Source organism: Bradyrhizobium sp. CIAT3101, from assembly GCF_029714945.1.
Taxonomy (GTDB): Bacteria; Pseudomonadota; Alphaproteobacteria; order Rhizobiales; family Xanthobacteraceae; genus Bradyrhizobium.
The window spans coordinates 6,343,644-6,368,501 of record NZ_CP121634.1; the positions used below are offsets into that span (position 1 = coordinate 6,343,644).

At 64.6% G+C, this 24,858-nt stretch carries 23 protein-coding genes; 13 read left to right on the forward strand and 10 right to left on the reverse strand.

Annotation, left to right across the window (positions count from 1 at the left end):
• Window positions 1-114: 114 nt before the first annotated feature.
• Entirely contained in the window at window positions 115-1,737 is a 1,623-nt protein-coding gene (locus tag QA645_RS29930; RefSeq protein ID WP_254192728.1) for an inorganic phosphate transporter, read from the forward strand.
• 73 nt (window positions 1,738-1,810) lie between these two features.
• Here the strand turns inward: QA645_RS29930 and QA645_RS29935 are convergent, their stop codons facing one another.
• Complete coding sequence (locus QA645_RS29935; protein ID WP_254130114.1) at window positions 1,811-2,983, reverse strand: M20 aminoacylase family protein; 1,173 nt, start codon at window positions 2,981-2,983, stop codon at window positions 1,811-1,813.
• 178 nt (window positions 2,984-3,161) lie between these two features.
• Between QA645_RS29935 and QA645_RS29940 the strand changes: the two genes are divergently transcribed.
• From QA645_RS29940 to QA645_RS29970, 7 genes are all read left to right on the forward strand, one after another.
• The gene (locus QA645_RS29940; RefSeq protein WP_283044959.1) at window positions 3,162-4,781 is read left to right on the forward strand and encodes a GMC family oxidoreductase N-terminal domain-containing protein; all 1,620 of its coding nucleotides are present in this window, start codon (window positions 3,162-3,164) and stop codon (window positions 4,779-4,781) included.
• Window positions 4,782-4,793: 12 nt separating this feature from the next.
• Window positions 4,794-5,678 carry an alpha/beta hydrolase gene (locus tag QA645_RS29945; protein ID WP_283044960.1) on the forward strand — a complete coding sequence of 295 codons (885 nt, stop codon included), beginning with the start codon at window positions 4,794-4,796 and terminating at the stop codon, window positions 5,676-5,678.
• A 170-nt stretch (window positions 5,679-5,848) separates the two neighbouring features.
• On the forward strand, window positions 5,849-6,793 hold the full coding sequence (locus QA645_RS29950; protein WP_283044961.1) for a metallophosphoesterase: 945 nt from the start codon (window positions 5,849-5,851) through the stop codon (window positions 6,791-6,793).
• A 24-nt stretch (window positions 6,794-6,817) separates the two neighbouring features.
• The gene (locus QA645_RS29955; RefSeq protein WP_254130110.1) at window positions 6,818-7,147 is read left to right on the forward strand and encodes a cupredoxin family copper-binding protein; all 330 of its coding nucleotides are present in this window, start codon (window positions 6,818-6,820) and stop codon (window positions 7,145-7,147) included.
• A gap of 136 nt (window positions 7,148-7,283) precedes the next feature.
• Entirely contained in the window at window positions 7,284-7,832 is a 549-nt protein-coding gene (locus QA645_RS29960) for a sigma-70 family RNA polymerase sigma factor (protein ID WP_187437320.1), read from the forward strand.
• Window positions 7,829-8,593, forward strand: a complete 765-nt coding sequence (locus tag QA645_RS29965) for an anti-sigma factor (protein WP_254130109.1) — start codon at window positions 7,829-7,831, stop codon at window positions 8,591-8,593. The genes QA645_RS29960 and QA645_RS29965 overlap by 4 nt, the downstream gene beginning before the upstream one ends.
• 99 nt (window positions 8,594-8,692) lie before the next feature.
• Window positions 8,693-8,872 carry a hypothetical protein gene (locus QA645_RS29970; protein ID WP_254130108.1) on the forward strand — a complete coding sequence of 60 codons (180 nt, stop codon included), beginning with the start codon at window positions 8,693-8,695 and terminating at the stop codon, window positions 8,870-8,872.
• A gap of 26 nt (window positions 8,873-8,898) precedes the next feature.
• Here QA645_RS29970 and QA645_RS29975 read toward each other — a convergent pair whose 3' ends face one another.
• The gene (locus QA645_RS29975) at window positions 8,899-9,243 is read right to left on the reverse strand and encodes a GFA family protein (protein ID WP_254196187.1); all 345 of its coding nucleotides are present in this window, start codon (window positions 9,241-9,243) and stop codon (window positions 8,899-8,901) included.
• A 172-nt stretch (window positions 9,244-9,415) separates the two neighbouring features.
• Complete coding sequence (gene hpnO, locus QA645_RS29980) at window positions 9,416-10,807, reverse strand: aminobacteriohopanetriol synthase HpnO (RefSeq protein WP_254130107.1); 1,392 nt, start codon at window positions 10,805-10,807, stop codon at window positions 9,416-9,418.
• 142 nt (window positions 10,808-10,949) lie between these two features.
• On the opposite strand from hpnO, the gene QA645_RS29985 reads away from it, so the two are divergent.
• Entirely contained in the window at window positions 10,950-11,594 is a 645-nt protein-coding gene (locus QA645_RS29985; protein ID WP_283044962.1) for a DUF2147 domain-containing protein, read from the forward strand.
• On the opposite strand, the gene QA645_RS29990 is transcribed toward QA645_RS29985, so the two are convergent.
• Complete coding sequence (locus tag QA645_RS29990; RefSeq protein ID WP_283044963.1) at window positions 11,562-14,150, reverse strand: MMPL family transporter; 2,589 nt, start codon at window positions 14,148-14,150, stop codon at window positions 11,562-11,564. The two genes, QA645_RS29985 and QA645_RS29990, sit on opposite strands and share 33 nt — an antisense overlap.
• Window positions 14,151-14,610: 460 nt before the next feature.
• On the opposite strand from QA645_RS29990, the gene ispH reads away from it, so the two are divergent.
• Together ispH and hpnH are read left to right on the forward strand one after the other, a co-directional pair.
• On the forward strand, window positions 14,611-15,537 hold the full coding sequence (gene ispH / locus QA645_RS29995; protein ID WP_283053417.1) for a 4-hydroxy-3-methylbut-2-enyl diphosphate reductase: 927 nt from the start codon (window positions 14,611-14,613) through the stop codon (window positions 15,535-15,537).
• A 35-nt stretch (window positions 15,538-15,572) separates the two neighbouring features.
• Window positions 15,573-16,733 (forward strand): adenosyl-hopene transferase HpnH, encoded by a 1,161-nt coding sequence (gene hpnH, locus QA645_RS30000; protein WP_254130104.1) that lies wholly within the window; start codon window positions 15,573-15,575, stop codon window positions 16,731-16,733.
• A gap of 78 nt (window positions 16,734-16,811) precedes the next feature.
• Here hpnH and QA645_RS30005 read toward each other — a convergent pair whose 3' ends face one another.
• The 6 genes from QA645_RS30005 to QA645_RS30030 form a co-directional block, all read right to left on the reverse strand.
• The gene (locus QA645_RS30005; protein ID WP_254130103.1) at window positions 16,812-17,561 is read right to left on the reverse strand and encodes a phosphorylase; all 750 of its coding nucleotides are present in this window, start codon (window positions 17,559-17,561) and stop codon (window positions 16,812-16,814) included.
• Window positions 17,558-19,510, reverse strand: coding sequence for a squalene--hopene cyclase (shc, locus tag QA645_RS30010; RefSeq protein WP_283044964.1), 1,953 nt, complete (start codon window positions 19,508-19,510; stop codon window positions 17,558-17,560). Before shc ends, QA645_RS30005 begins: the two co-directional genes overlap by 4 nt.
• Before the next feature lie 50 nt (window positions 19,511-19,560).
• Window positions 19,561-20,817: a hydroxysqualene dehydroxylase HpnE gene (gene hpnE / locus QA645_RS30015; protein WP_254192720.1), complete on the reverse strand. Its 1,257-nt coding sequence runs from the start codon at window positions 20,815-20,817 to the stop codon at window positions 19,561-19,563.
• Window positions 20,817-21,656, reverse strand: coding sequence for a presqualene diphosphate synthase HpnD (gene hpnD / locus QA645_RS30020; protein ID WP_254192719.1), 840 nt, complete (start codon window positions 21,654-21,656; stop codon window positions 20,817-20,819). Before hpnD ends, hpnE begins: the two co-directional genes overlap by 1 nt.
• Complete coding sequence (hpnC, locus tag QA645_RS30025) at window positions 21,646-22,530, reverse strand: squalene synthase HpnC (protein WP_283044965.1); 885 nt, start codon at window positions 22,528-22,530, stop codon at window positions 21,646-21,648. Before hpnC ends, hpnD begins: the two co-directional genes overlap by 11 nt.
• 191 nt (window positions 22,531-22,721) lie before the next feature.
• The gene (locus QA645_RS30030; RefSeq protein WP_188101991.1) at window positions 22,722-22,955 is read right to left on the reverse strand and encodes a hypothetical protein; all 234 of its coding nucleotides are present in this window, start codon (window positions 22,953-22,955) and stop codon (window positions 22,722-22,724) included.
• 477 nt (window positions 22,956-23,432) lie between these two features.
• Here QA645_RS30030 and QA645_RS30035 point away from each other — a divergent pair, with 477 nt between their 5' ends.
• Window positions 23,433-23,930 carry a hypothetical protein gene (locus QA645_RS30035; protein WP_254135329.1) on the forward strand — a complete coding sequence of 166 codons (498 nt, stop codon included), beginning with the start codon at window positions 23,433-23,435 and terminating at the stop codon, window positions 23,928-23,930.
• Between the two features lie 175 nt (window positions 23,931-24,105).
• The gene (locus QA645_RS30040) at window positions 24,106-24,852 is read left to right on the forward strand and encodes a hypothetical protein (RefSeq protein WP_283044967.1); all 747 of its coding nucleotides are present in this window, start codon (window positions 24,106-24,108) and stop codon (window positions 24,850-24,852) included.
• The last annotated feature ends 6 nt before the right edge of the window (window positions 24,853-24,858 follow it).

The following is a 24,858-nucleotide window of genomic DNA, read 5'->3' on the forward strand; positions in this document are numbered from 1 at the left end:
ACGCACAGCAACAGAGCGTGGATAAGTTCCATCATTTCAACCGCGTGGCCGCCATTTCAACCGCCTGTCACATGCCGCGCGCAAAATCGGGGCCTTGGGACAGGAGAATTTCCAATGAGTGACGTTGCTTTGCCAGGCTCCATCGAGCCGGCCTTGAGTAAGGGGCCAGACCTCAATCGCGGATTTCACCCGCTGACCGGCGTGATCTATATGGGGGTGATCGCCGCCGCTCTGCTTTTCGTCGCCTACAGCATCTGGGTCGACGTCGATGCAGCCGGCGCGCAGGTCAAGACCATCGCCCCCTTCCTCCTGCTCTTCGTCGCGCTTCTGATCGCACTCGGCTTCGAGTTCGTGAACGGCTTCCACGACACCGCCAACGCGGTCGCGACCGTGATCTACACCCGCTCGCTGCCCGCCCACGTCGCCGTGGTGTGGTCCGGCATGTTCAACCTGTTCGGCGTGCTGCTGTCCTCGGGCGCGGTCGCTTTCGGCATCGTCTCGCTGCTGCCGGTCGAGCTGATCCTCCAGGTCGGCTCCAGCGCAGGCTTCGCGATGGTGTTCGCACTGTTGATCTCTGCCATCATCTGGAACGTCGGCACCTGGTATTTCGGCCTGCCGGCCTCGAGCTCGCACACCCTGATCGGCTCGATCATGGGCGTCGGCATCATGAACGCGGTCCTGCACGGCCGCAGCGGCACCTCGGGCGTCGACTGGTCCCAGGCCACCAACATCGGCAAGGCGCTGCTGCTGTCGCCGCTGTTCGGCTTCGCGCTCGCCGCCGGCCTGCTACTGATCCTGCGCACCGCGCTGCTGCGCGCCACGCCGGCCCTGTTCGGCGAGCCGAAGGGCGACCAGCCGCCGCCGTGGTGGATCCGCGGCATCCTGATCCTCACCTGCACGCTGGTGAGCTTCTTCCACGGCTCCAATGACGGTCAGAAGGGCATGGGCTTGATCATGCTGATCCTGATCGGCACGGTGCCGACTGCGTACGCGCTCAACCGCGCGCTCCCGGAAGGCCAGATCGCCGCGTTCATCCAGAACTCGGACGCCGCCAGCAAGATCATCGAAGGCAAGGCCGCCGGCTACAGCGTGATCGGCAATCCGCGCCCCGCCGTGACCAACTATGTCGCGCAGCACGAAGTCAACGGCGGCACGTTCCCGTCGCTCGCCGTGCTCGTGCGCGACATCGCCAAGCAGGTGACCACCTACGGCTCGCTCGCCAAGGTGCCGGCCGACCTCGTCGGCAACACCCGCAACGACATGTACCTCGTCTCGGAAGCACTCCGCTTCCTGATGAAGGACAAGGAAGCCGAGCTCAGCGCCAACGACGTCGCCGTGCTCAACGCCTACAAGGGCTCGCTCGACAGCGCCACGAAGTTCATCCCCGGCTGGGTGAAGATCGCGGTCGCCATCGCGCTTGGCCTCGGCACCATGGTCGGCTGGAAGCGCATCGTCGTGACGGTCGGCGAGAAGATCGGCAAGACGCACCTGACCTACGCGCAGGGCGCCTGCGCCGAGATCACGGCGGCTGCCACCATTGCCGCCGCCGACATCTATGGCCTGCCGGTGTCGACCACCCACGTGCTGTCGTCCGGCATCGCCGGCACCATGGCCGCCAACGGCTCCGGCCTGCAATGGTCCACGATCCGCAACATCGCCATGGCCTGGGTGCTGACCCTGCCGGCCGCGATGATCATCTCGGGCACGCTGTACTATCTGTTCTCTCACCTCTTCTGAGAGAGCACCGCCACTCACATCAAAGGGCCCGTGCGATGCACGGGCCCTTTTTCATGTCTGCCTGCGTCTTGGCTTACGACGCCGCGAGCTGTTCCTCGACCAGCTTGACCCAGTACGACGTGCCGAACACGATCGCCTCGTCGTTGAAATTATAGGCGGGGTGATGCAGGCCCGCGCTGTCGCCGTTGCCGCAGAAGATGAACGCGCCGGGACGCGCTTCCAGCATGTAGGCGAAATCCTCGCCGCCCATCAGCGGCGACATCTCGAGCACATTGGCATCGCCTGCGACCTGCCTGGCGATGCGCGACGCCACCTCGGTCTCCGCGGCGTGGTTGTTCACCACGGGATAGTTGCGCTTGTAGTGCAGATCGATCTTCGCACCTGTGATCTGGGCGACGCCCGCCACGACTTCGCGCACCCGCTTCTCGACCAGCTTGCGCACCTCCGGCGTCAGCGTGCGGATCGTTCCCCTCAGCGTCGCGGTTTGCGGGATGACGTTGCGGGCGTTGCCGGCGTGGAATTCGCAGATCGAGATCACGGCCGATTCCAGCGGATCGACGCTGCGCGCGACGATCGACTGCAACGCGGTGATCAGCTGCGCACCGACCAGAACGGAATCGATACATTTGTGCGGACGCGCGGCGTGGCCGCCGAGGCCCTCGATCATGAGGTCGACCTCGTCGGTCGCCGCCATGATCGGGCCCGGCCGGATCGCAAACGAGCCGATCGGAATGCCGGGGCCGTTGTGCATGCCGTAGACCTGCTCGATGCCGAAGCGCTCCATCATGCCGTCCTTGACCATGGCCGCGCCACCGGCGCCGCCTTCCTCGGCCGGCTGGAAGATCACGACGGCGTCGCCGGCGAAGTTGCGGGTCTCGGCGAGATAGCGCGCGGCGCCGAGCAGCATCGCGGTGTGCCCGTCATGGCCGCAGGCGTGCATCTTGCCCGGAGTCTTGGACGCGTAAGGCAGGTTGGTCTGCTCATCGACAGGCAGCGCGTCCATGTCGGCCCGCATGCCGATCACCTTGAGCCCCTCGCCGGCCGGCTTGTTGCCCTTGATCACGCCCACCACGCCGGTCTGACCGATGCCGGTCACGACCTCGTCGCAGCCGAACTCGCGCAGGCGATCCGCGACGAATGCTGCGGTGCGGTGGACATCATACAGCAGCTCGGGGTGCTGGTGGATGTCCCGCCGCCAGGCCTGGATGTCGGGTTGAAGGTCGGCGACGCGATTCACGATGGGCATGGAGGGTCTCGAACTTTGTTGAAAATGCAGCTCTGTCTACCATGCAAGCACCAGTCCACCCAACTGCCAAGGGATGCCAAGGGATCGGGTCTCGGCCATGCGGCATGGCCGGACTTGTCCCGGTCCTCTCCGTCTGCCTATTAGGATTGAACGTTGAGACCATCCGGGTGGAAACAGAATGCCAAGACGGCTCGAAGGGGAATTTGACTACATTGTCGTGGGCGCCGGCACGGCCGGCTGCATCCTCGCCAACCGGCTGTCGGCCGAGCCCAACAACCGCGTCCTCATCCTCGAGGCCGGCGGGGACGACAACTGGATCTGGTTCCACATTCCGGTCGGCTATCTCTTCGCGATAGGCAATCCGCGCTCGGACTGGATGTTCAAGACCGAGGCCGAGCCGGGCCTGAACGGCCGCGCGCTCGCCTATCCCCGCGGCAAGGTGATCGGCGGCTCTTCGGCGATCAACGCCATGATCTCGATGCGCGGACAGGCCGCCGATTACGATCACTGGCGCCAGCTCGGCATGACCGGCTGGGGCTATGATGACGTGCTGCCGCTGTTCAGGCGGCTGGAGGATCACTTCCTGGGCGCCAGCGAGCATCACGGCACCGGCGGCGGCTGGCGCATCGAGGCGCCGCGACTGTCCTGGGACGTTCTCGATGCGGTCGGCGATGCCGCCGAGGAAATGGGCATCAAGCGCATCCCCGATTTCAACACCGGCGACAACGAAGGCACGAGCTATTTCCACGTCAACCAGAAGCGCGGCCGGCGCTGGTCGTCGGCGCGCGGCTTCCTCAAGCCGGCGCTGAACCGGCCGAACCTGCGGCTCGAGAAGAACGTGCTGGTGGACCGTCTCATCATCGAGCAGGGCCGCGCCGTCGGCGTGCGCTTCATCCAGAACGGCGAGATCATCGAGGCGCGTGCCAAGCGCGAGGTGGTCCTCTCGGCAGGCTCGATCGGCTCGGTGCAGGTGCTGCATCGCTCCGGTATCGGGCCCGCGGACTGGCTGTCGCCGCTCGGCATCGACATCGTGATGGACAAGCCCGGCGTCGGCCGCAATCTGCAGGACCATCTGCAGCAGCGCGCGATCTACAAGGTCGAGGGCGTGCGGACGCTGAACGAGACCTATTACAACCTGTTCCGGCGCGGCCTGATGGGCCTCGACTACGCCTTCCGCCGCCGCGGTCCGCTGACCATGGCGCCATCGCAGCTCGGCATCTTCACGCGCTCCGATGCGACACGTGCGCGCGCCAATATCCAGTTTCACGTGCAGCCGCTGTCGCTCGACAAGTTCGGCGATCCCCTGCACCGCTTCCCTGCGATCACGGTGAGCGCCTGCAATCTCCAGCCGACCTCGCGCGGCACCGTGCGGCTGCGCTCGGCGACGCCGGACGAAAAGCCGATCATCGCGCCGAACTACCTGTCGACCGACGACGACCGCCAGGTCGGCGCCGATGCCATCCGCACCACGCGCCGGCTGATGCAGCAGGAGGCGCTGGCAAAATATCGCCCGAGCGAATATCTGCCCGGCCCCACCGTCGGCGACGACGACGCCTCGCTCGCCAAAGCCGCCGGCGATATCGGCACCACGATTTTCCATCCCGTCGGTACGGCGAAGATGGGCGCGGTGAGCGATCCGATGGCGGTGGTCGACGAGCGCCTGCGGTTCTATGGCCTCAGCGGTCTTCGCATCGTCGACGCCTCGATCATGCCGACGATCACTTCGGGCAATACCAACACGCCGACCGCGATGATCGCCGAGAAGGGTGCTGCGATGATCCTGGAGGATGCGAAGTAGCATCTCGTCCCCATGATCCCTCAGCGCTTTTCCATCGGCCCCGCCGGCGCAGAGATCGCCATGCTGCAATGGGGCGAGAGCGGCAAGCCGCCAGCTCTGCTCGTGCATGGCACCGGCTTCGTCGCCGACGTCTGGGACGAGGTCGCGCGCGACCTCACAGCGACCTACACCGTCTATGGGCTCGATCGCCGCGGCCATGGCGCGAGCCACAAGCCAAGCGTCTATCATTTTGCGGACTATGCCGACGATATCTGCCGGGTGATCGGCGCGCTGGGCTTGCGCGACGTCTACGGCATCGGCCACAGCGCGGGCGCCACCGATCTGTTGCTGGCAGCCAAGCTGCTCCCGGGATGCTTCACCCGCCTGTTCGTGATGGAGCCGACCGTGATGAACCCGCACGCGGCGCGCGATCCGTCCGTGGGACTGAGCGAACAATCGCTGTCCCGCGTGCAGGGCGCGCTGCGCCGGCAGGCGGAGTTCGACAATCACGAGGCCGTCTTCAACCGCTACCGTGCCGCGCCCGCCTTTGCGGATTGGAGCGAGGCTTCGCTCTGGGCCTATGTGCGGCACGGCTTTACGCCGCTCGGCGATGGCCGGGTGCGGCTTTGCTGCACGCCCGAGATCGAGTCGGCGATGCTGCGCCCGATCTACGAGGCGATGGAGCAGGTTTACACCGGCGATGCGCGCGGCAATCCGTTCGCCTGGTTCGGCGAGATCGCATGCCCCGTGACGGTGACCACCGCCGAGATGTCAGGGCCGATCTACAGGGAGATGGCCGCGCGCGCCGTGGCGCTGATCCCGCACACCCGTACCCTCGCCTTCGAAGGTGCCGGCCATTGCGTGGCGCAGGAAGCTCCCGCCCTCGTGCTGCGGGCGGTCCGGGAATTTTCGGCGTAGATCCCCGTTCATCTTCCAAGTCCCAGGACCAGCGCAGCAAATGGCGCGCTGCCGGGCCGCGCCCGGCCTGTGTGACCCAACCTCACGAAAACGTCATCGCAACCGGGAATAACCCCTCCCTCCCCCGATCACCTCCCCGAAGCCCAATTCCGGGCCAAAGGAGACGTGCGATGAGCGGACACGATCACGGGGACGACGGCGTCAGCCGCCGCAAGGTGCTGGAATGCATGACCTGGGCCGGCACCGGGGTGCTCTGGACCATCACGGGCGGCGTGCCGCGTTCGCTCGGCATCATCGATTCAGCTGAGGCCGCCACCGCCGCCGCGCCCGGCATGACCTTCCTCCAGATCAGCGACAGCCATGTCGGCTTCGACAAGCCGGCCAACCCCAATGCGCTGGGCACGCTGGAGGAAGCCGTCAACAAGATCAATGCGATGCCGGTCAAGCCGTCGTTCATGATCCACACCGGCGACATCACCCATCTGTCCAAAGCCTCCGAGTTCGACAATGCCGACCGCATTATCTCGCAGTCCAAGCTGGACGTGCATTACGTCCCCGGCGAGCATGACTTCCTCGACGAAGAGGTGAAGTTCTATCGCGAGCGTTACGGCCGCGGCACCAAGGGTGCGGGCTGGTACTCCTTCGACGCCGGCGGCGTGCACTTCGTCGGCCTCGTCAATGTCGTCGACCTCAAGGGCGGCGGCCTCGGCAATCTCGGCGCCGAGCAGCTCGCCTGGCTCGAGGACGATCTCCGCGGCAAGTCCAAGTCTACCCCGATCGTGCTGTTCGCCCACATCCCGCTCTGGACCGTCTATCCGGAATGGGGCTGGGGCACCGAGGACGGCGGCCGCGCGCTCGAATACGTCAAGGGTTTCGGCTCGGTCACCGTGCTGAACGGCCACATCCACCAGGTGATGCAGAAGGTCGAGGGCAACGTCACCTTCCACACCGCGCGCTCGACCGCCTTCCCGCAGCCGGCGCCGGGCACCGCCGCCTCGCCCGGACCGATGAAGGTCGAGGACGCCAAGCTCCGTTCGATGCTCGGGGTCGCCAGCATCAACTTCAAGCAGAACGAGCAGCGGCTCGCGATCATCGACACGCCGCTGCAGGGTTGATTCAGGGCTGAACGGAAGCTGACAATGAAGACACTCAATCGCCGCGACTTCGGGGTCGCCGTGGCCGCGGCCATCCTGATCCCCGTCACGACCGCCCGTGCCGACGACAGCAACATGGAGGTGCATATCGACAATTTCGTTTTCCAGCCTCCGGAACTCAAGATCAAGGTCGGCACGACCATCACCTGGACCAACCGGGACGACATCCCCCACACGGTGGTGTCGGCCGGCAAGTTCCGGTCCAAGACCCTGGATACCGACGACAAGTTCACGTTCACCTTCACCAATGCGGGCGACTACAAGTATTTTTGTTCGTTGCACCCGCACATGACCGGGATGATCAAGGTTGAGTAACGTCTCCAACCAAGGCATCTCTGTCTTGCCCGGCCGGTGGTCCCACGCCGGCCGGGCTCGCGTGCCTTCGGTCAGGCCCAACAACGACGCGCACGCAACGACGGACGAAACGCAGCAAGAGGCAAAGCGAGAGGCGATGCCCGTCAGCGACGATTTCCAGAAGGCGCAGCGCTTCCGCGAGGCGGCGCTCCCCTATCTCGACGACGTCTACACGCTCGCACGATATCTGCTGCGCGACGCCTCCGACGCTGAGGACGCGGTGCAGGAATGCTATTTGCGTGCGCTGAAGCACTTCGACAGCTATCGCGGCCCGGCGATGAAGCCGTGGCTGTTCGCGATCCTGCGCAACGTCTGCAACGCCGAATATGCCAGGCGCGCGCACTCGCACGCCGCGATCGAGGATACGCCCGGCGCCGCCGACCAGACGCCGATGTGGCAGGAGAACGAGGCGAGCCCGGAGACCGAGGTCCTGCGCAGCCGCGACGCCGGCGCCATTCGCAAGATGATCGACGCGCTCGCCGAGCCGTTCAAGGAAACCTTCGTGCTGCGGGAGATCAACAACCTGTCCTATCGTGAAATTGCAGAAGCCGTCGGTGCCCCCGTCGGCACCGTGATGTCCCGCCTCGCCCGCGCCCGCGCCATGCTGCGCGCGGCCTGGACGGCGGAAGAGGAGCATTCGAAATGACCTGCGACGAAGCACAAATCCTGCTTCACGCGCTGCTCGACAACGAGCTCGATGCCGGCCATGCGCGCGAGGTCGAAGCCCATATCGCCGGCTGTCCCGCCTGCACGGCCGAGTTGACGGCCCAGCGCGAGATGAAGCGCGTGCTGGCCGACACCAAGCTGCGCTACAGCGCGCCGGCTAGCCTGCGCGCCCGCATCGAGGCATCGATGCCGCAGGCGCGGCCGCAGCCGAGCCGTCGCTCCGTGTTGCGCGGTTTCGCGATGGGTTCGGCAGTCTCGGCGCTTGCCGCCTCCGGCGTCGTCGCCGTCGTGCTGCGCCAGGACGACCAGCAGCGCATCCTCTCGGAAGTCGTCTCCGCCCATCTGCGCTCGCTGCAGGCCGGCCATCTCATCGACGTCGTCTCGACCGACCAGCACACGGTCAAACCCTGGTTCAACGGCAAGCTCGACGTCGCCCCGCCCGTGATCGATCTCACCGCGCAGGGCTTCACGCTGGTCGGCGGCCGGCTCGACTATGTCGATGCGCGCGCCATCGGCGCCGTCGTTTACAAGCGCCGGCAGCACATCATCAACCTGTTCGTGTCGCAGACCGCGAGCACCGAGCATCGGCCGCCGAAGACGCAGACCATGCAGGGCTTCAACTGCCGCCGCTGGGGCGAGCGCGGCCTGAATTTCTGGGCCGTCAGCGATATCGGCGGCGACGAGCTTACCGAGTTCGTCGACAAGTTCGAGACGGCCATGAAGGCGAACGTGGAGGGATAGCGGCCTCACCGCCGCCCCCGCGAACGTTCAACGTGACGGGTCTCACGGTCCTCCCAGGCGCAACGCGGCAGATTGCAGCCGTCATCAAGGAGGACAAAAATGATTCCGTTACTGATTGTCTCGACCACCCTGCCGTCGATGTTCGCTGCCGGCTGTGCCGCGGTGCTGGCGTTGAAAGACCGCAAGCAGTGGATATGGTTTGCAGCTCTCGCCGTGCTCGCAGGCGTCGGCGGAATACTGACCCTGGGCATCCTCCGCGCCTGGAACTACCCCGTGTAGTCCTGGCGAACGAGCCGGTCCCGCCGCTATTCGAGCGGAGGAAATCGTTCGAACACCGGCAGTTCGTGTGCCCTCTCCATCCAGCCAATCCGCTCGGCGACCTGGATGTGCATCATGGCCGGAACGGCATCGGGGTGATCGTAGGTGCCGCTCTGGATGTCGATGATGCCAGGCATCAGGCTTTCATTGATATAGAATAGCCCCGTGCCGCAATCGGCACAGAAGTGACGTCGTCCATGCTCAGAGGAGTGATAGATGCTGGGCTGGCCGCGCACGAGCTTGACCGCTTCGCGCGAATACATCGCCCAGCCAACCATCGGTGCCCCGGAATGGCGACGGCAATCCACGCAATGGCAGAGCGCGTGCACCATCGTGTCGCCGTTCACTTCATAGCGGATCGCGCCGCAATGGCAGCCACCAGTTACAGGCACGGCTCACTCCTCTCCCGGCCAGATCAGTGCCGGGAAAGTAAGTGCCGAGTTGGCGTTTTGGGAGGCGTCCTGCTTCAGCAGGTCGCACGTCGCGACACCACGCCGCGGGGTCCTACGCCGACCGCCGCACCGCGTTGTCGACCAGCGTCTTGCCGAGCGACCAGATCGCGCCGGGGACCTTGTGGCTGCCGGCGATGACGTCGTCGAACGCGCGCTCGATCCAGTTGCAGTCTTCTTCGGTGATGGTGAGCGGCGGCAGCAGCTTGATGGTGTGGCTGCCGTGGCCGGCGACCTGCGTCAGGATCTTGTGATCCTTGAACAGCGGCACGGTGATGAGCTGGCAGAACAGGCCCTTGTTGGCGGCCTCCAGCACGTTCCAGGATGCCCGCAGCCGCAGCGATTTCGGCGGACCGAACTCGATGCCGATCATCAGGCCCTTGCCGCGCACTTCCTTCATCAGCTCGTAGCCGGGGACCATGCGGGTGAGCGCGAGGCGAAGCTCGGCGCCGCGCTTGGCGGCGGACTCGATCAGCTTCTCCGATTCCATCACGTCGAGCGTGGCGATGCCGGCGGCCATCGCGAGATCGTTCTTGGAGAAGGTCGAACCGTGCACCACCGCGCGGTCCATCTGGTTGAAGATCTTGTCGAAGATGTTCTTGCGCGTCAGCACGGCGCCGACCGGCACGTGGCCGCCCGAGAGCGACTTCGACAGCAGCACCATGTCGGGCTCGACGTTCCAGTGCTCGACCGCGAGGAAGCGGCCGGTGCGGCCCATGCCGGTCTGGATCTCGTCGGCGACGAACAGCGTGCCGTACTTCTTGCAGAGCGCTGCGGCCCCCGGCAGGAACTCGTCGGAGGGCATGTTGACGCCCTTGCCCTGGATCGGCTCGACCACGAAGGCCGCGACCTCGCGCGAGGCCAGCGCCTTCTCGAGCGCGGCGAGATCGTTGAACGGAACCGAGGTGCACCCCGGCAACAGCGGCTCGAAGCCGGTGCGGAAGTTCGAATCACCCGTCAGCGACAGCGCGCCATAGGTCAGGCCGTGATAGCCGTGGGCGCAGTAGACGATGCCGGGGCGGCCGGTGGCGCCGCGGGCGAACTTGATGGCCGCCTCGACGCATTCGGCGCCGGAATTGGCGAAGAACGCCTTGTCGAGATAGGGAACGTATTTCAACAGCCGCTCGGCGAGCACGCCGGCGAGCACCGAGACGTCGAACTGGACGAGATTGGGCAGATCGGCGTCGAGCACGCTCTTCAGCGCGTCGCGCATCACCGGATGGTTGCGACCGATTGCGAACACGCCAAAGCCGGACAGGAGGTCGAGATAGCGCGCACCCTCGCGATCGTAGAGGTACTGCCCCTGCCCCTTCTGGAAGCCGACATCGTAGCCGATGGTCTTGAGAACCCGGACGAACTGCTCGTTCAGGTACCGATTATGCAGGGTGCTGCGCTGGGCCTGACGGTCCGCGAACAACTGGGACATGTCTGGATTTGGACTGTTCATCCGCTACATACTTCGGTTGAGGGCCGCTTCGTCAACTGAAAACGGTCAGCAAACGGAAAAGGGTCTGTGCGGCCTTTTGCCCTTTTTCGGACCATCTTCGCAAGCACAGCTTTAAACCATGTTGCACTGCCAAGGAACACTCATGCGTTTGGCCATTTACACCGGAATAATACTGGCGGGCGGTTACGTCGGCCTGACACCGGCGCTTGCCGCCGATCCCACCGGCGACTGGCGGGTCGCCGACGGCGTTGCCAATATCCGCGTCGCCCAATGCAACGGCAGCATGTGGGGCGCGGTTTCCTGGGAAAAGCAGCCCGGAGGCCGCGACGAGAACAACCCCGATGTCTCAAAAAAGAACAGACCGACACTGGGCATGGCGACCCTGATCAACATGAAGAAGGCGGCCGGCGCCGAGCAGTGGGAGGGTCAGGTCTACAACGCGAAAGATGGTCAGATGTACAGCGCGACCATCACGCCTGTCGGCACCGACCAGCTCGAGATCAAGGGCTGCGTGCTGGGCTTCCTGTGCGGCGGCGAGACCTGGACCCGGGTCGGTCCACCCATTCCTTCGAGCTCTTCCAATGCGATGGCCAAGGGTGCACCGAAAACCACCGGAGCGGCGCCAAAGGCCGCAACCACGCCACCTGCTGCAGCGCCTGCGCCAGCACCTGCGGCCACGGCACCGAAGAACGCTGCCGTCGCCGCCAAGCCTGGTCAGAAGAGCGCAACCGCCGATTCCGTCGGCGACATCTGCCTACTCCCTGAGATTGCGGGGCTTGCCCATTAGGGCCGGCTGAAACAGCAGCACTGCGGCAAGCGTCGTCACCAGAGAAAGTGCGAGCAGCTTGCCCATGCTGGATGTGCCCGGATGGCTCGACAGCCACAGGCTGCCGAACGCGGTCGCCGTCGTCAGTGCGCTGAAGAAGATCGCGCGCGTCAGGCTGGTCTGAAGCAGGTTTGTCCTGCCGGACCGCCACGCCACGACATAATAGATCTTGAACGCGACACCCACGCCGAGCAGCAGCGGGAACGCGACGATATTGGCGAAGTTGAGCGGCAGGCCGATCAACACGCAGATCTCGAGCGTCACCGCGCCCGCAACCAGAAGCGGCACCAGCGTCATCAGCACGTCAACGACGCGGCGCAGCGTGATCCACAACAGCAGGCCGATCACCAGCAACGCATAGATGCCGGCATGGATGAAGGCGTTCACCACGGTGTCGCCGGATTTCAGGATGGAGACCGGTCCGCCGATCGCGGTCGGCTCGGCCTCGAGCACGGCTGCCGCAAACTTGCGCAGCGTGTCGTTGTCGTTGGGATCGCCCTTCGGCTGAGCTTCGACGCGGATGATTCCGTCCTTGCTCTTCCAGGCGTTCACGAGATCGGGCGGCAGTGACTTCAGGGTGACCGGCTCGGCCTGCAGCGCGTTCCTGAGCTGGTCGAACACGATCTTCAACGGCGTGACGAACACGTCCTGTGCCCTGTTGCGGGTCGCCTCGTCCGAATTGGCGAGCTTCTCCAGCGCGTCCGCGAGCCGCCGCGAGGCGATCGCGCCCGGGCCCTTGGCGTCACCGGCGGTCCGGCGCAGATTTTCGACCGAGGATTTCAGCGACTCGACATTTTCCTGGTCGGACGGCGCCGCGTCGACCTGGTCGGGATTGAGCGCGGGGCCCAACACCTTGGCGCCCTGCGCGAGCAGCTTCAGCTTCGGCTGCTGGTCTTCCGGCACGAAGCTGTTGAGCGACATCACGCGCAACACTTCCGGCACCTTCTCCAGCTTCGCCTCGACCTGCTTGGCCTGCTCTTCCGTGGTGACCATCACGTTGATGGCGTTGGCGCCGGTGTTGGGATCCTTGCGCAAGTCGAGGAAAGTGGCGATCGACTCGGCCTTCGGGTTGCGCAGGTTCATCGGGTTGAAGTCGAACTTCAGGAAGTAGAGCAGCGGCAGGCCCGCGAGCGCCAGCAGCAACGTGCCGCCCACGACCAGGACGCGGTGCTTCTCCAGGAAGTAATCGAGCGGCGCCAGGAAGGCATAGCCCACCGGCTCCTTTTCGCCCGGCGGGTTCAGCAGCTTCAGCATCGCGGGCAATATCGTAATGCTGGAGAGGAACGCCACCAGCATGCCGACGCCGGCGATCTGGCCGAGCTCGGAAATGCCCTTGTAATCGGTCGGCAGGAAACAGAGGAAGCCGGCGGCCGTCGCCATGGCCGCCAGCGACAGCGGCACCGCGGAGCGCTTCGCGGCACGCACCAGCGCGGCGGTGAGATCGTCGTGCTTGTAGCGCTCCGAGCGGTAGCGAACGCTGTACTGGATGCCGAAATCGACGCCCAGTCCGACGAACAGCACGGCGAACGCGATCGACAGCAGGTTGAACGAGCCGACCATCATCAGGCCGGCGGCGGTTGTCAGCGCAAGGCCGACGAACAGATTGATGAACACCGCGAAGATGATCTTCGAGGAGTGCAGTGCAAGCCACAGGATCAGGAGCACGACGAGCACCGTGCCGACGCCGTTGACGACAGCACCTTCCTGGACGGTGGCGTATTCCTCGTTGGCGATCGGGACCGGACCTGTCAGGCGTACCCGCGCCTGATATTTGGTCGCAAAATCGAGATCGGCCGCGGCCTTGCGGATCGCGTCGGTGGCGCCCTTGCCGGGCTCGAGCGCGTTGTAGTCGAGGATCGGCTTGAACTCGATGAAGGCGCGCTTGTCCGAATCCGACAGCGGCTGGTCGCTGACGAGCTCGCGCCAGGAGAAGCTCGCATTGCCCTTGTTGAGCACGGTCTCGACCGTCCCCGCGATCTGGTTGAACGGCCGCGCGGTGCTGTCGAGCTTGACCTGCCCACGCTTGACGCCGGCGAGCCCGGTCTCCAGCGCACCGGTCAGACCGCGGATCGATGGATCGCCGGCCATGATCTCGATCAGGGGCGCTGCGGATTCGAACTGGCTGGTGATCTTGCCGACTTCCTCGGTCGGCAGGAACAACAGGCCGTTCTTCTCGAAGAACTCACCGGTGCCGAGCTGCTGCATCGACTGGAAGTCGGTCTTGTTGTCCTTCAGCTTGGCAAACAGTGCGTCCGCGGCTGCGGTCGCCATCTCCGGCGTCCTGGCCTCGACGACCGCGAGGATCGTCGCGTCACGATCGAAGGCGCGGTCAAACTGCTGGTCGCGCTGGCGCCAGTCCAGATTCTGGGCAATCAGCGAATTGATGTCGGTGTTGATGGCGAAGTGTTGGGACGTGTAGTAGCCCGCCCCCACCGCCAGCAGGAGCCCGAGAACGACGACAAGGGTAGCAAACCGGGTACAGGCCCTGACGATGGCAACGACTACGCTTTGCAGCACGTATTTTCTTTCTAGTGTTAACAGCCTGCCGAAAACGCCCGCTGTTTAACGGAGTTCCCGGGCGAAACCTATTGCTGTTTTGGGTAGCTCTCGCGGGAACAAGGTTCGAAGTAAACGCCGGGAGACCGTGGCAAAATCATGCGGGAGCGCCGGTATAGCCGGGGAGATGAGGCGGTAAAGTGACGAAGGGGTGAGCACAAATGTCGCCATCTTGCTCAGGTAAAATGCGGCATTATAATACCTCAGATCGATGTCGCCGGGAACCGCTGGACTTGTTCCACCTTTCCTTGCCGCCGATTTTTTGACACAAAGTGCTGTGCCTGCATGCGCCTGGGCCCAGATGGGGTGGGCGGTTACCGCGGTCGCGACACCAATGGTGCGGATATTGCAACATTGGCCCTATCGGGGTGCCGCCCGGGACAATTGAGCGGATTGGTGCAAATTGCGTGATGGGCGTCCAATGGAAGTTTATCTAGCGCAGCCGCGCGGCTTTTGCGCAGGCGTGGTGCGCGCGATCGAGATCGTGGAAAAGGCCCTGCAGAAGTATGGCCCGCCGGTCTACGTGCGCCATGAGATCGTGCACAACAAATACGTCGTCGAGAGCCTGAAGAACAAGGGCGCGATCTTCGTCGAGGAACTGTCCGAAGTTCCACCGAAGGCTGTCACCGTTTTCAGTGCCCATGGCGTCGCCCGCAGCGTCGAGGAAGAGGCTGCCGCCCGCGACCTTCCGGTGCTCAATGCCACCTGCCCCCTGGTCACGAAAGTTCACAATCAGGGGAAGCGTTACATCACCAAGGGCCGTACCCTGATCCTGATCGGCCATGCCGGCCACCCCGAGGTCGAGGGCACGATGGGCCAGGTTCCCGGGCCCGTTTTGCTGGTCCAGAGCGTCGAGGAGGCCAAGGCCCTGGCGCTGCCGGCGGATACGCCAGTGGCCTACATCACCCAGACCACGCTGTCGGTCGACGACACCAAGGGCATTATCGAGGCCCTTCAAGCTAAATTTACAGATATTCAAGGCCCGGACATCCGGGATATCTGCTATGCGACACAGAACCGCCAATCTGCGGTAAGGGACTTGAGCAAGCTGGTTGACGTGATTTTGGTGGTGGGTGCTGCCAATAGCTCGAACTCGAACCGGCTCCGCGAAATCGGCACTGAAGCCGGCGTCGCGAGTTATCTGATCGCCGATGGCCGCGAGCTCAATCCGGAGTGGTTGAATGGTGCCAGGACCGTCGGCCTCACAGCCGGCGCCTCGGCGCCTGAGGTGCTGGTGGATGACGTGATCGAAGCGCTGCGGCGGATCGGACCGGTGACGGTCTCGGTGCTCCCCGGCCGCGAGGAAAACATCGAATTCAGGCTTCCGGCTCAACTGGCTGCAAGCTGACCTACCCGAATTTCAAGCCCAGAAAGAAACGTGTAATGGCAATCCCCTTCTTCAAGGAAATGCGTATCGGCGGCTATTTGCTCAAGCAGAAACTGCTTGGCCGCAAACGCTATCCGCTCGTGCTGATGCTGGAGCCGCTGTTCCGCTGCAACCTCGCCTGCGTCGGCTGCGGCAAGATCGATTATCCGGATGCGATCCTCAACCGCCGCATGACCGCACAGGAGTGCTGGGACGCGGCCGACGAGTGCGGCGCGCCGATGGTGGCGATCCCCGGCGGCGAGCCGCTGATCCACAAGGAGATCGGCGAGATCGTGCGCGGCCTGGTCGCGCGCAAGAAATTCGTCTCGCTCTGCACCAACGCGCTGCTGCTCGAGAAGAAGCTCGACCTGTTCGAGCCCTCCCCGTACCTGTTCTTCTCCGTGCATCTCGACGGCCTGAAGGACCATCACGACAAGGCCGTTTCGCAGAAGGGCGTGTTCGACCGCGCCGTCTCCGCGATCAAGGCGGCGAAGGCCCGCGGCTTCACCGTCAACGTCAACGCCACCATATTCGACGGCCACCCGGCCGAGGAGATCGCAAAGTTCCTCGACCTCACCGTCGAGCTCGGTGTCGGCGTCTCGATGTCGCCCGGCTACGCCTATGAGCGCGCGCCGGACCAGGAGCACTTCCTCAACCGCACCAAGACCAAGAAGCTGTTCCGCGACGTCTTCGCGATGGGCAAGGGCAAGAAGTGGAATTTCATGCATTCCGGCTTGTTCCTGGACTTCCTCGCCGGCAACCAGGAATACGAGTGCACGCCGTGGGGCATGCCCGCACGCAACATCTTCGGTTGGCAGAAGCCCTGCTATCTCCTCGGTGAAGGCTACGCAAAAACCTTCAAGGAGCTGATGGACACCACCGACTGGGAAACCTACGGCACCGGCAAGTACGAGAAGTGCGCCGACTGTATGGCCCATTGCGGCTACGAGCCGACGGCCGCGACCGCCGCTCTCAACAACCCGATCAAGGCGATGTGGGTGTCGCTGCGCGGCATCAAGACCTCGGGCCCGATGGTGCCGGAGATCGACATGTCGAAGCAGCGCCCGGCGCAGTACATCTTCTCCGAGCAGGTCCAGAAGAAGCTCTCCGAGATCCGCAAGGACGAAGCCGAGGCAGCTCAGGCCAAGGCCGCACGGAAGGCTTCGACCGCTGCGTAAGCGCGCAAGTCGGCACCAACAGCAAAAAGGCCCGGTCCTGCGACCGGGCCTTTTCTTTTGTCAGCTCGATGAAGCCGCTCAGGCCGCTTCGGAAACCGCGGCCTCGCTCTCCACCAGCTCGGTGCCGATCAGGAAGTCGCGGCAGCCACGAAGCGAGCGCAGCGCGCGGTTGAAGTCGATGCCGGTCGAGACCAGGGCGTGGAGCGTCGCCGGGTTGCGCACGATGCCGCGCAGGACCGCGGCGAGGTCGATCTGGCCGTTCGGCTTGATGGCGGCGCGGGCGAGCGCCGGGAGCGCGCGGTGGGCGGGGTCGCTGATGACGCGGACCGCGGCGAACGGCAGACCGGCTTCGGCGGCATAGGCGGCCGCGATGTGGCTTTCCATGTCGACGGCGGAGGCGCCGGTTTCCGAATGCAGCGCGGCCTTGCAGGAGCTCCCGGTGACCACTTCCTCGGCACCGGCCAGGGAACCGCGTACGACCCGGCGGCGGCCGGAGGTCAGCTTGTCGATGAGGTCGTCGCTGAGCGACAGGCCGGCGCCCCAGCGGGCGTCGCCCGAGAGCACCTCGGTCGCCACCACGACGTCACCGGAACGCAGCGTCGGGTCGAGCCCACCGGCGACACCGAACGAGATCACGCCACGAATCGTCTGGGGATCCACCACCGTCAGCAGCGCACGCAACTGGGTCGGGCTGCTCGACGAGCAAATAACCGCCATTCCGGGCCCGGCAGCAATGCGGGCCTCCTGAACCAATCCGGTCACGATCAGAATCGGCCGCGGATCAATGGCATTACCCGCGGTAATATAGTCCCCCGTCCCCAAAGTCACATCCCGACCCCTACCACCCTGCTGTTGGTGTTCCGCAAGTTCCGATACCGCGCCAGCGCCCATAGTGGGAAGAACTTCGGGTAACCATGATACCGCAGATAGAACACGCGGGGAAAGCCTGTGGCGGTGTACCGCTGCTCGTCCCACAGTCCTTTTTCGTTCTGTGTTGCAATCAGGTACTCCACCCCGCGGGCGACGGCCGGGTGATCAACCTCGCCAGCAGCCATCAGGGCAAGCAAGGCCCATGCCGTTTGCGAGGCGGTCGACGGGGCGGGTTCCCAGCCCTTGTAGTCCAGCCGGTAGCTGACGGCGTCCTCGCCCCAGCCGCCGTCCTGGTTCTGGATCGAGGCCAGCCAGTCGGACGCCTTGCGCATCATGGGATCGGTGCGGGGAACTCCAGCCATGTTGAGGGCGCAGAGCACCGACCAGGTTCCATAGATGAAGTTCATGCCCCAGCGGCCATACCAGGAGCCTTCCGGGTGCTGGGTCTTGCGCAGATAGGCGACACCATCGGCGACGTGCTTGCTGGTCTTCTCGGTCTCGCCAAGCTGGGCCAGCATCGAGATGCAGCGCGCCGTGACGTCCTCGGTCGGCGGATCGAGCAGCGCGCCATGGTCCGAGAACGGGATGTTGTTCAGGTAATATTCGAGGTTGTTGACGTCGAAGGCGGCCCAGCCGCCATCGTCGCTCTGCATGCCCTCGATCCACTCCCGGCCGCGGTCGATCGCGGCGTCATAGCCGGTCGCTCCGTGCTCGCGGCGCATGCGGTCCATCGACATCACCACGACGGCGGTGTCGTCGAGATCGGGGTAATGGGCATTGTTGTACTGGAACGCCCAGCCGCCCGGACGCACGTCGGGCCGCTTCACCGCCCAGTCGCCCTTCACCTCGAGTTCCTGCCTCGGGATCAGCCAGTCGAGACCCTGCTTCGCCGCAGGCACCGCCTTGTCGCCGCCGGCCTCGAGCAGTGCATGTGCGGTGAGCGTCGTGTCCCACACCGGCGAGACGCAGGGCTGACAGTAGGCCTCGTCGCCCTTGATCACGAGCAGCTTGTCGATGCCGCGCCGGGTGATCGCGCGCGGCGGGAAGTTCTCGTCCTTGCCGAGCGCGTCATACATCATGACGATGTTGGCCATGGGCGGATAGATCGCGCCCATGCCGTCCTCGCCATTGAGCCGCTCTTCGGTGAACGCGAGCGCGGCATCGATCGCGCGCTTGCGCAGGCTCTTCGGAAACATCGGCTCGATGACGCGCAGGATCGCATCGAGCGAACGAAACAGCAGGAACCAGGCCATGCTCTGATGCGGCGCCTTGGCGGTCATGCCGATCGAGCGCGGATCCTGCAGGAACAATTCGTCGATGCCGACGCCCTTCGGATTCCGCGCCAGCGGCTTGAGCGCGGCGATGACCATCAGCGGCACCATGGTGGTGCGCGCCCAGTAGGAGATCTTGTTGAGGTGGAATGGCGACCAGAATGGCAGCAGCACGATCTCGATCGGCAACACCGGCACCGCGCGCCATGTCACCACGCCGAACGTCGCAAGCAGAAAGCGCGTGAAGACGTTGCTGTTGATGGCGCCACCGCGGGAATGGATCGCCTCGCGCGCGCGCACCATGTGTGGCGCGTCCACGGAATCGCCGATCATCTTCAGCGCGAAGTAAGCCTTCACGCTGGCGCTCATGTCGAACTCGCCGTCATGCACCAGCGGCCAGCCGCCATGGGCGCCCTGGATGCGACGGAGATAGTTGCCGATCTTGGCCTCGAGCGCGGTGTCGACCGGCTCCGCGAGGTAATGGCGCAGCAGGACGTATTCGGCCGGGATCGTGCAGTCGGCCTCGAGCTCGAAGACCCAATGGCCGTCGGATTGCTGAAGGCCGAGCACGCCTTGCGTGGCCGACGCAATGCTCGATTCCAAAGCTTCGCGGTTGGTCGCGGTCACGGAATCCATGTCGCTCGATTGCTCCGAGTGTCGATTGAAAGTGACGGGGACATTGCCCGTCAGGGCCGCTTTGCGGCCAAAACCAGATCGGCGGCGCGATCACCGGACCGGACCGATCCCTCGATCGTTGCCGGCAATCCCGTAGCAGTCCAGTCGCCGGCAAGGAACAGGTTTTTCAGCGCGGTGACCGGCCCCGGACGCAGGGCATTCTGCGCCGGCGTTGCCGCAAATGTGGCACGGCGCTCGCGCACGATCTGCCACGGCGGCAATTCGCCGGAGACACCGCCGGCCGCGCAGACGTCGTTCCAGATCGTCTGCGCGAGCTCCTCGCGCGGCATGTCGACGAGACGGTCGCCGTTGCTGATGGTGACGGAGAGCCGGTTCGGGAACGCAAACAGCCATTCGACGACGCCGCCGATGACGCCCAGGATCGGCGCCGCGCCCGGCGGTGGCTCGAAGCGGAAATGCGCATTCACAATGGCGCGGAATTCGGTCGGCGCCGTCAGGCCCGGCAGCAGGCTCGTCGCCGCGCGTGGCGGCACCGCCATCACGATCACGTCGCCCGCAGCAAGCTGGACCACATCCTCGCCGCCGAAATTCAGCGCGCTGACCTTGCCGTCGCTGGTGATGAAGGACCGCAGCTCATGGCCGAGCTGAACGGTGTGGCCGCGCTCGTCCAAGAATTTCACGGCAGGCTCGATCAGCACGGCGCTGAGGCCGTCGCGCGCGATCAGCGGACGGCAGGCCTGCCCGCCCGCAAGCAGCGTCTCGCGCACGATGGCACCGGCCAGCCCGGCCGAACCTTCGGGCGGATCGACATTGAGTGCGGCGAGCAGCAGCGGCTGCACCAGGCGATGATAGAGCGTGCCCTCGGTAGGAATGGACTTGCCGACCAGCGTCTGTTCCGACGCCCAGATCAGCGGAGCCAGCTTGAGATAATCGGTGAGCCCGGTATCGGGCACGCGGCGGCTCTCGTCGAGCACCCAGGTCGGTAGCCGGCCCGAACCAAGATCGATCTGCCAGCGCTGCCCGGTCTTGATGTCGACGAACGGAAACTGCGCGCTTTCAGGACCGACCAGCCCCGCCTCGGTGCCGATCGATCGCGCATAGGCCCGCGCATGGCTGTTGCCCGACAGCAGCAGATGGTTGCCGTTGTCGATGGTGAGATTGGTGGCGCCGTCGAAGTAGGAGCGGCAGCGGCCGCCGGCCTGGTGCGTCGCCTCGTGCACGGCGATCTTGAAGCCGGCATTGGCGAGCCGCACAGCGGCGGAGAGGCCGGAAATTCCAGCGCCGATGATGTGAGCTGTGTTTTGCATCAGATGAAAGCGTAGCGGAACAGGATCGCGAAGCGTGTGACCTTCGACACACGCACCGGCTCGCGCGGCGCGTTGAAGCCGCGCGCGATCAGGAGGTCCAGGATGGCGTGATAGTACTTCGACATGATCCGCGGCGCGCGCACCGCGCGGCGCCTGTTGCGATTCATGATCTCGTCCGACTTCTCGAAATGTGCCTTCGCGCGCTGCGTCAGCGGCAGGCAGACTTTCGGCAGCCCGCGCTCGGCGATCACGCGGTTCGGATCGTTGGAGGTGATGCCGGCATGCAGCAGCGCCTCGCGCGGCAGATAGAGCCGGCCGAGCGTGGCATCTTCGTCGATGTCGCGCAGGATGTTGGTGAGCTGCAGCGCGCGCCCCAGGTGATAAGCGAGCTGGATGCCGTCCTCTTCCGGCAGGCCGAACACCCGCACCGACAACCGTCCGACGGCGCTGGCAACACGATCGCAATAGAGATCCAGCGTCGCCATGTCAGGTGCGCGGATGTCCTGCGGCACGTCCATCTCCATGCCGTCGACGATGGCGAGAAAATCCTCGCGCTTCAGCCCGAAGGTCTTCACCGAGGTGACGTAGTCCTTCAGCCGCGGCGGCGGATTGCCCTGGTAGAGCGCGTCGATGTCGTTGCGCCATTCCTGGAGCGCGGCGAGCCGCTCGTCGCGCGGGCCGTCGGAATCGGCGATGTCGTCGACCTGGCGGCAGAAGCTGTAGATCTGGAACATCGCCTCGCGCTGGTCGCGCGGCAGTATACGCATCGCAGCGTAGAAGGAGCTGTTCGATGCGGACGAGCCATAATTGGCGCTGGGCGCGGTCGCCTCAAGCGTCATGGGCAGTCCCCGGACTAGAGATGGCCTTGCGGCCGATCGCACGGCGGCCGACTTCGCCGATCATGCCGGCGAGGCTGAAGGTGAGCAGTTCAAACTTGTTCAGATGCACGCGCTCGCGCAGGGGATCGCGCACCTTGAGCAGGCGCACGATACGGTCGGCATAGGCCTGGATCACCGCGACGTCGACGCCGAGGCGGACATCCCGGATCTCCGCAGCTAACGACCTGCCCTCGCCCAGCAGCGCTTCGTTGCGCACGGCGAGCCCCTGGAGGCAGGCCAGCATCGCCGGCGGCGACTGCGCAAGTCCGAGCTGCTCGACCGAGGCGCCGCTTGCGGCCAGGGCATCGCGCGGCAGATAGACGCGATTGAGCTCGCGGAAATCCTTGCCGCAATCCTGGAGGTGGTTGTTGATCTGAAGGCCCGCGCAGAGCGCATCCGACGCGGCCCAGGTCGAGGTGCTCTCGCCATGGACGTCGAGCATGAATCGGCCGACCGGCATCGCCGAATAGCGGCAATAGTGGATGACCTCGTCCCAGTTCTCGTAGCGCAGTTTTGTCACGTCCATGCGGAACGCGATGAGCACGTCGAGCGCGTGGCGGGGCGCCATGCCACGTTCGGCGAGCGCACGCCGCAGCGCGACGGCTTCAGCCTGGGCGTCGCCCTTGCCGAGCAGTTCCGCCTCGAGCAGGTCGAGATAGCGAAGCTTTTCGTCCGCCGACAGGGTTGCGTGGTCGGCGATGTCGTCGGCCGTGCGGACGAAATTGTAATACGCCAGAATCAGCGCGCGATGACGCGGATGAATGATCCAGGACGCGACGGGAAAATTCTCGTCGCGGTCACCCTTGCCGGATCGCAATTCGCTCGCAGAGGTCATCGAGGGCTGATCAACAATCGTTTGGACAGGAAGGGCTTTTGCGCTCGCGCGGGCTCATGCCAGCGACGCCGCCGCGGCCCCCATATAGGGGAATACGGCCGCAAAACCAATCCTGTCTCTCGATGGCAGCCCTGCGGATCCGGCCTGAAAAAGGCGGCCCCACGGCCGCCTTTGTGGGCCAGTGGCCGAGCTTACTGGTTGTGGTTCTTCAGGACCTGGTCGCAGGCCTGCGAGATCTTGGCCCGGTTCTCCTTGAGGCAGGCCAGGATGGTGAAATCGCCCTGGTCGATGACCGGACGGCAGAACTTCTGCACGTCGCGCGTGCAGGCCTTCTGCTCGGCGTCCGTGCCACGCCCCTGCTGGGCGAACGCAGCCGTGGACAGGGTGGCCGACAGCACGGTGAGGGCGACGAGAAGCTTACGCATTGTATTCCTTCATTCTGACGGCAGAATCTCACCAATCCCGGACAGCACAGGGCGGACGACGGGAACGGATTGTTCTGATGGCAAGTTGCCGCGGAAAGAGCGGCACCGGAGAAGGCACAAGCGCTGGTAAATGCGGCCAAATTGGCGCCGCGCCTACCAAATCAGGTCTTCCCTGGGTCTTCATTGGCAGATGTAAGGGTTTGATACTACGTCATAATTCGGGCAAGCGGCGTTTTACTGCATACCTGTTGCAGAGCTGCATCTGTCCGAGCGGCCATTTCGGCCGGAAATACATGGAAACAGAGGAAATCCGGGGACAGCTCGTGGCAAGACCGCTCCGCGAGCCCAACATTGTGGGCGGCTAGACTTTGAACCCGCGCAGGCTCTTGAACCTGACACGGGCTCACAACACTAAACTTTCGATGTGGCGAGACGTCCTGTCATGAACGGACGTGGTTCCAAAACGGGATATTGATGATGAAATTCTTTGGGCGATCTGAACTGGCGATCAAGGCGGCCGGCATTGGTGCGGCGCTGCTCTTCTCAGTTGCGGCAAGCCACGCTCAGTCGTCCGGGCCGTTCGCCGGCTTCGACGGGGCGTGGACCGGGACCGGCACCGTGAATCTGTCGGACGGCTCGACCGAGCGCATCCGATGCAAGGCGGATTACAAGGTTGCCGGCACGGGCCTCAACCTCAAGCAGGCGCTGCACTGCGCGTCCGACAGCTACAAGTTCGACCTCACCAGCGACGTGACGAGCCAGGGCGAGCGGATCTCCGGCAACTGGAGCGAGTCCAACCGCAACATCTTTGGCAATTTGCAGGGCACCGCGGGCGGCGGTCAGATCGACGTGTTCGTCGAGGCCAATGGTTTCGCCGCCAATCTGTCGCTGCGCACCAACGGCTCCAAGCAGACCGTGCAGATCTCGTCGAAGGGTGAGATCCGCGGCGTCAATATCACGATGACGAAGGGCTGATCGCCCTTCCCGCTTCCAAGAGAACACGCCCCCGGTTTTCGCGAGCCGGGGGCTTTTTACTGACATGGACCGATTTCGCAGACAGCTGCTTTGGGGACTTGGTTGGGGAGTTGGGCTCCTCGCAACTCACCGTGCCCGGGCCAACGATCAACCGCCACCCCAGGGAGGAGCGGATATGTCGGCTTCGTCAGTGAAACCGCGTCACGTGCTTTGTTTCCTCGGCAAGGATGAAAGCCTGCTGCATCCGCCGAAAGCGGTCGCAAAGACGATCACCGATTTCGGTTTCGAGATCGACCGCAGCTATTCACAAGCGCAGCCCGATCCGCATATGCCGCGATCGTTCGGGGTCTGCTGGGACCGCGTCTTTCCCAATGCGTGGTCCGCCGCCGACGAGGCCGCCGTCGCCAGCCACAAATCCGTGCTCTACGTGCTGAGCCCGCCGATGGAGCAGCAGAAGGCGGTCGCCTATTCGGCCGCGGCCTTGCGTATCGTCGAAGAGCTGATCGAGGCTGGAGCCACCGCCGTGAAGGGGGAGAGCGCGGGCGTCGCCCACGGGATCAAGCGGTGGATGCAGTTGGCCGGCGAGTGCAAGGCGGCGGCGAAGACGAACCAGGGCCTCGCCCTCACGGCCGCGATGGGGCGGACCTGTCGCCTCGCCTTCGCCAAGCGCCCGCTCGGTGGCGCGGCCTACAACGAAAGCGTTGGATTCCATCTCGTCGGGCTGCCGGAGATCTATGTGCCGAAAGCGCGCGGCAGCGATCGTGACGCGGTGAAGCTCATGGACGAGATCGCCGACGCGATGGCCGAACGTGGCATCGACGCGACGCTGGGCGATCGCAAGCTCACGCTCTCACGAGAACAGGATTACGCCCAGGACGATTTCAAGTTCAACCCGTACGGGATCGTTCGCATCGACGCGTGAGCGTGA

Excerpts from the sequence above, each read along its gene's own strand:
- QA645_RS29930 (WP_254192728.1), top strand. The coding sequence starts at position 115 with ATGAGTGACGTTGCTTTGCCAGGCTCCATCGAGCCGGCCTTGAGTAAG.
- QA645_RS29935 (WP_254130114.1), bottom strand. The coding sequence starts at position 2,983 with ATGCCCATCGTGAATCGCGTCGCCGACCTTCAACCCGACATCCAGGCC.
- QA645_RS29940 (WP_283044959.1), top strand. The coding sequence starts at position 3,162 with ATGCCAAGACGGCTCGAAGGGGAATTTGACTACATTGTCGTGGGCGCC.
- QA645_RS29945 (WP_283044960.1), top strand. The coding sequence starts at position 4,794 with ATGATCCCTCAGCGCTTTTCCATCGGCCCCGCCGGCGCAGAGATCGCC.
- QA645_RS29950 (WP_283044961.1), top strand. The coding sequence starts at position 5,849 with ATGAGCGGACACGATCACGGGGACGACGGCGTCAGCCGCCGCAAGGTG.
- QA645_RS29955 (WP_254130110.1), top strand. The coding sequence starts at position 6,818 with ATGAAGACACTCAATCGCCGCGACTTCGGGGTCGCCGTGGCCGCGGCC.
- QA645_RS29960 (WP_187437320.1), top strand. The coding sequence starts at position 7,284 with ATGCCCGTCAGCGACGATTTCCAGAAGGCGCAGCGCTTCCGCGAGGCG.
- QA645_RS29965 (WP_254130109.1), top strand. The coding sequence starts at position 7,829 with ATGACCTGCGACGAAGCACAAATCCTGCTTCACGCGCTGCTCGACAAC.
- QA645_RS29970 (WP_254130108.1), top strand. The coding sequence starts at position 8,693 with ATGATTCCGTTACTGATTGTCTCGACCACCCTGCCGTCGATGTTCGCT.
- QA645_RS29975 (WP_254196187.1), bottom strand. The coding sequence starts at position 9,243 with ATGGTGCACGCGCTCTGCCATTGCGTGGATTGCCGTCGCCATTCCGGG.
- hpnO (WP_254130107.1), bottom strand. The coding sequence starts at position 10,807 with ATGAACAGTCCAAATCCAGACATGTCCCAGTTGTTCGCGGACCGTCAG.
- QA645_RS29985 (WP_283044962.1), top strand. The coding sequence starts at position 10,950 with ATGCGTTTGGCCATTTACACCGGAATAATACTGGCGGGCGGTTACGTC.
- ispH (WP_283053417.1), top strand. The coding sequence starts at position 14,611 with ATGGAAGTTTATCTAGCGCAGCCGCGCGGCTTTTGCGCAGGCGTGGTG.
- hpnH (WP_254130104.1), top strand. The coding sequence starts at position 15,573 with ATGGCAATCCCCTTCTTCAAGGAAATGCGTATCGGCGGCTATTTGCTC.
- shc (WP_283044964.1), bottom strand. The coding sequence starts at position 19,510 with ATGGATTCCGTGACCGCGACCAACCGCGAAGCTTTGGAATCGAGCATT.
- hpnE (WP_254192720.1), bottom strand. The coding sequence starts at position 20,817 with ATGCAAAACACAGCTCACATCATCGGCGCTGGAATTTCCGGCCTCTCC.
- hpnD (WP_254192719.1), bottom strand. The coding sequence starts at position 21,656 with ATGACGCTTGAGGCGACCGCGCCCAGCGCCAATTATGGCTCGTCCGCA.
- hpnC (WP_283044965.1), bottom strand. The coding sequence starts at position 22,530 with ATGACCTCTGCGAGCGAATTGCGATCCGGCAAGGGTGACCGCGACGAG.
- QA645_RS30030 (WP_188101991.1), bottom strand. The coding sequence starts at position 22,955 with ATGCGTAAGCTTCTCGTCGCCCTCACCGTGCTGTCGGCCACCCTGTCC.
- QA645_RS30035 (WP_254135329.1), top strand. The coding sequence starts at position 23,433 with ATGAAATTCTTTGGGCGATCTGAACTGGCGATCAAGGCGGCCGGCATT.
- QA645_RS30040 (WP_283044967.1), top strand. The coding sequence starts at position 24,106 with ATGTCGGCTTCGTCAGTGAAACCGCGTCACGTGCTTTGTTTCCTCGGC.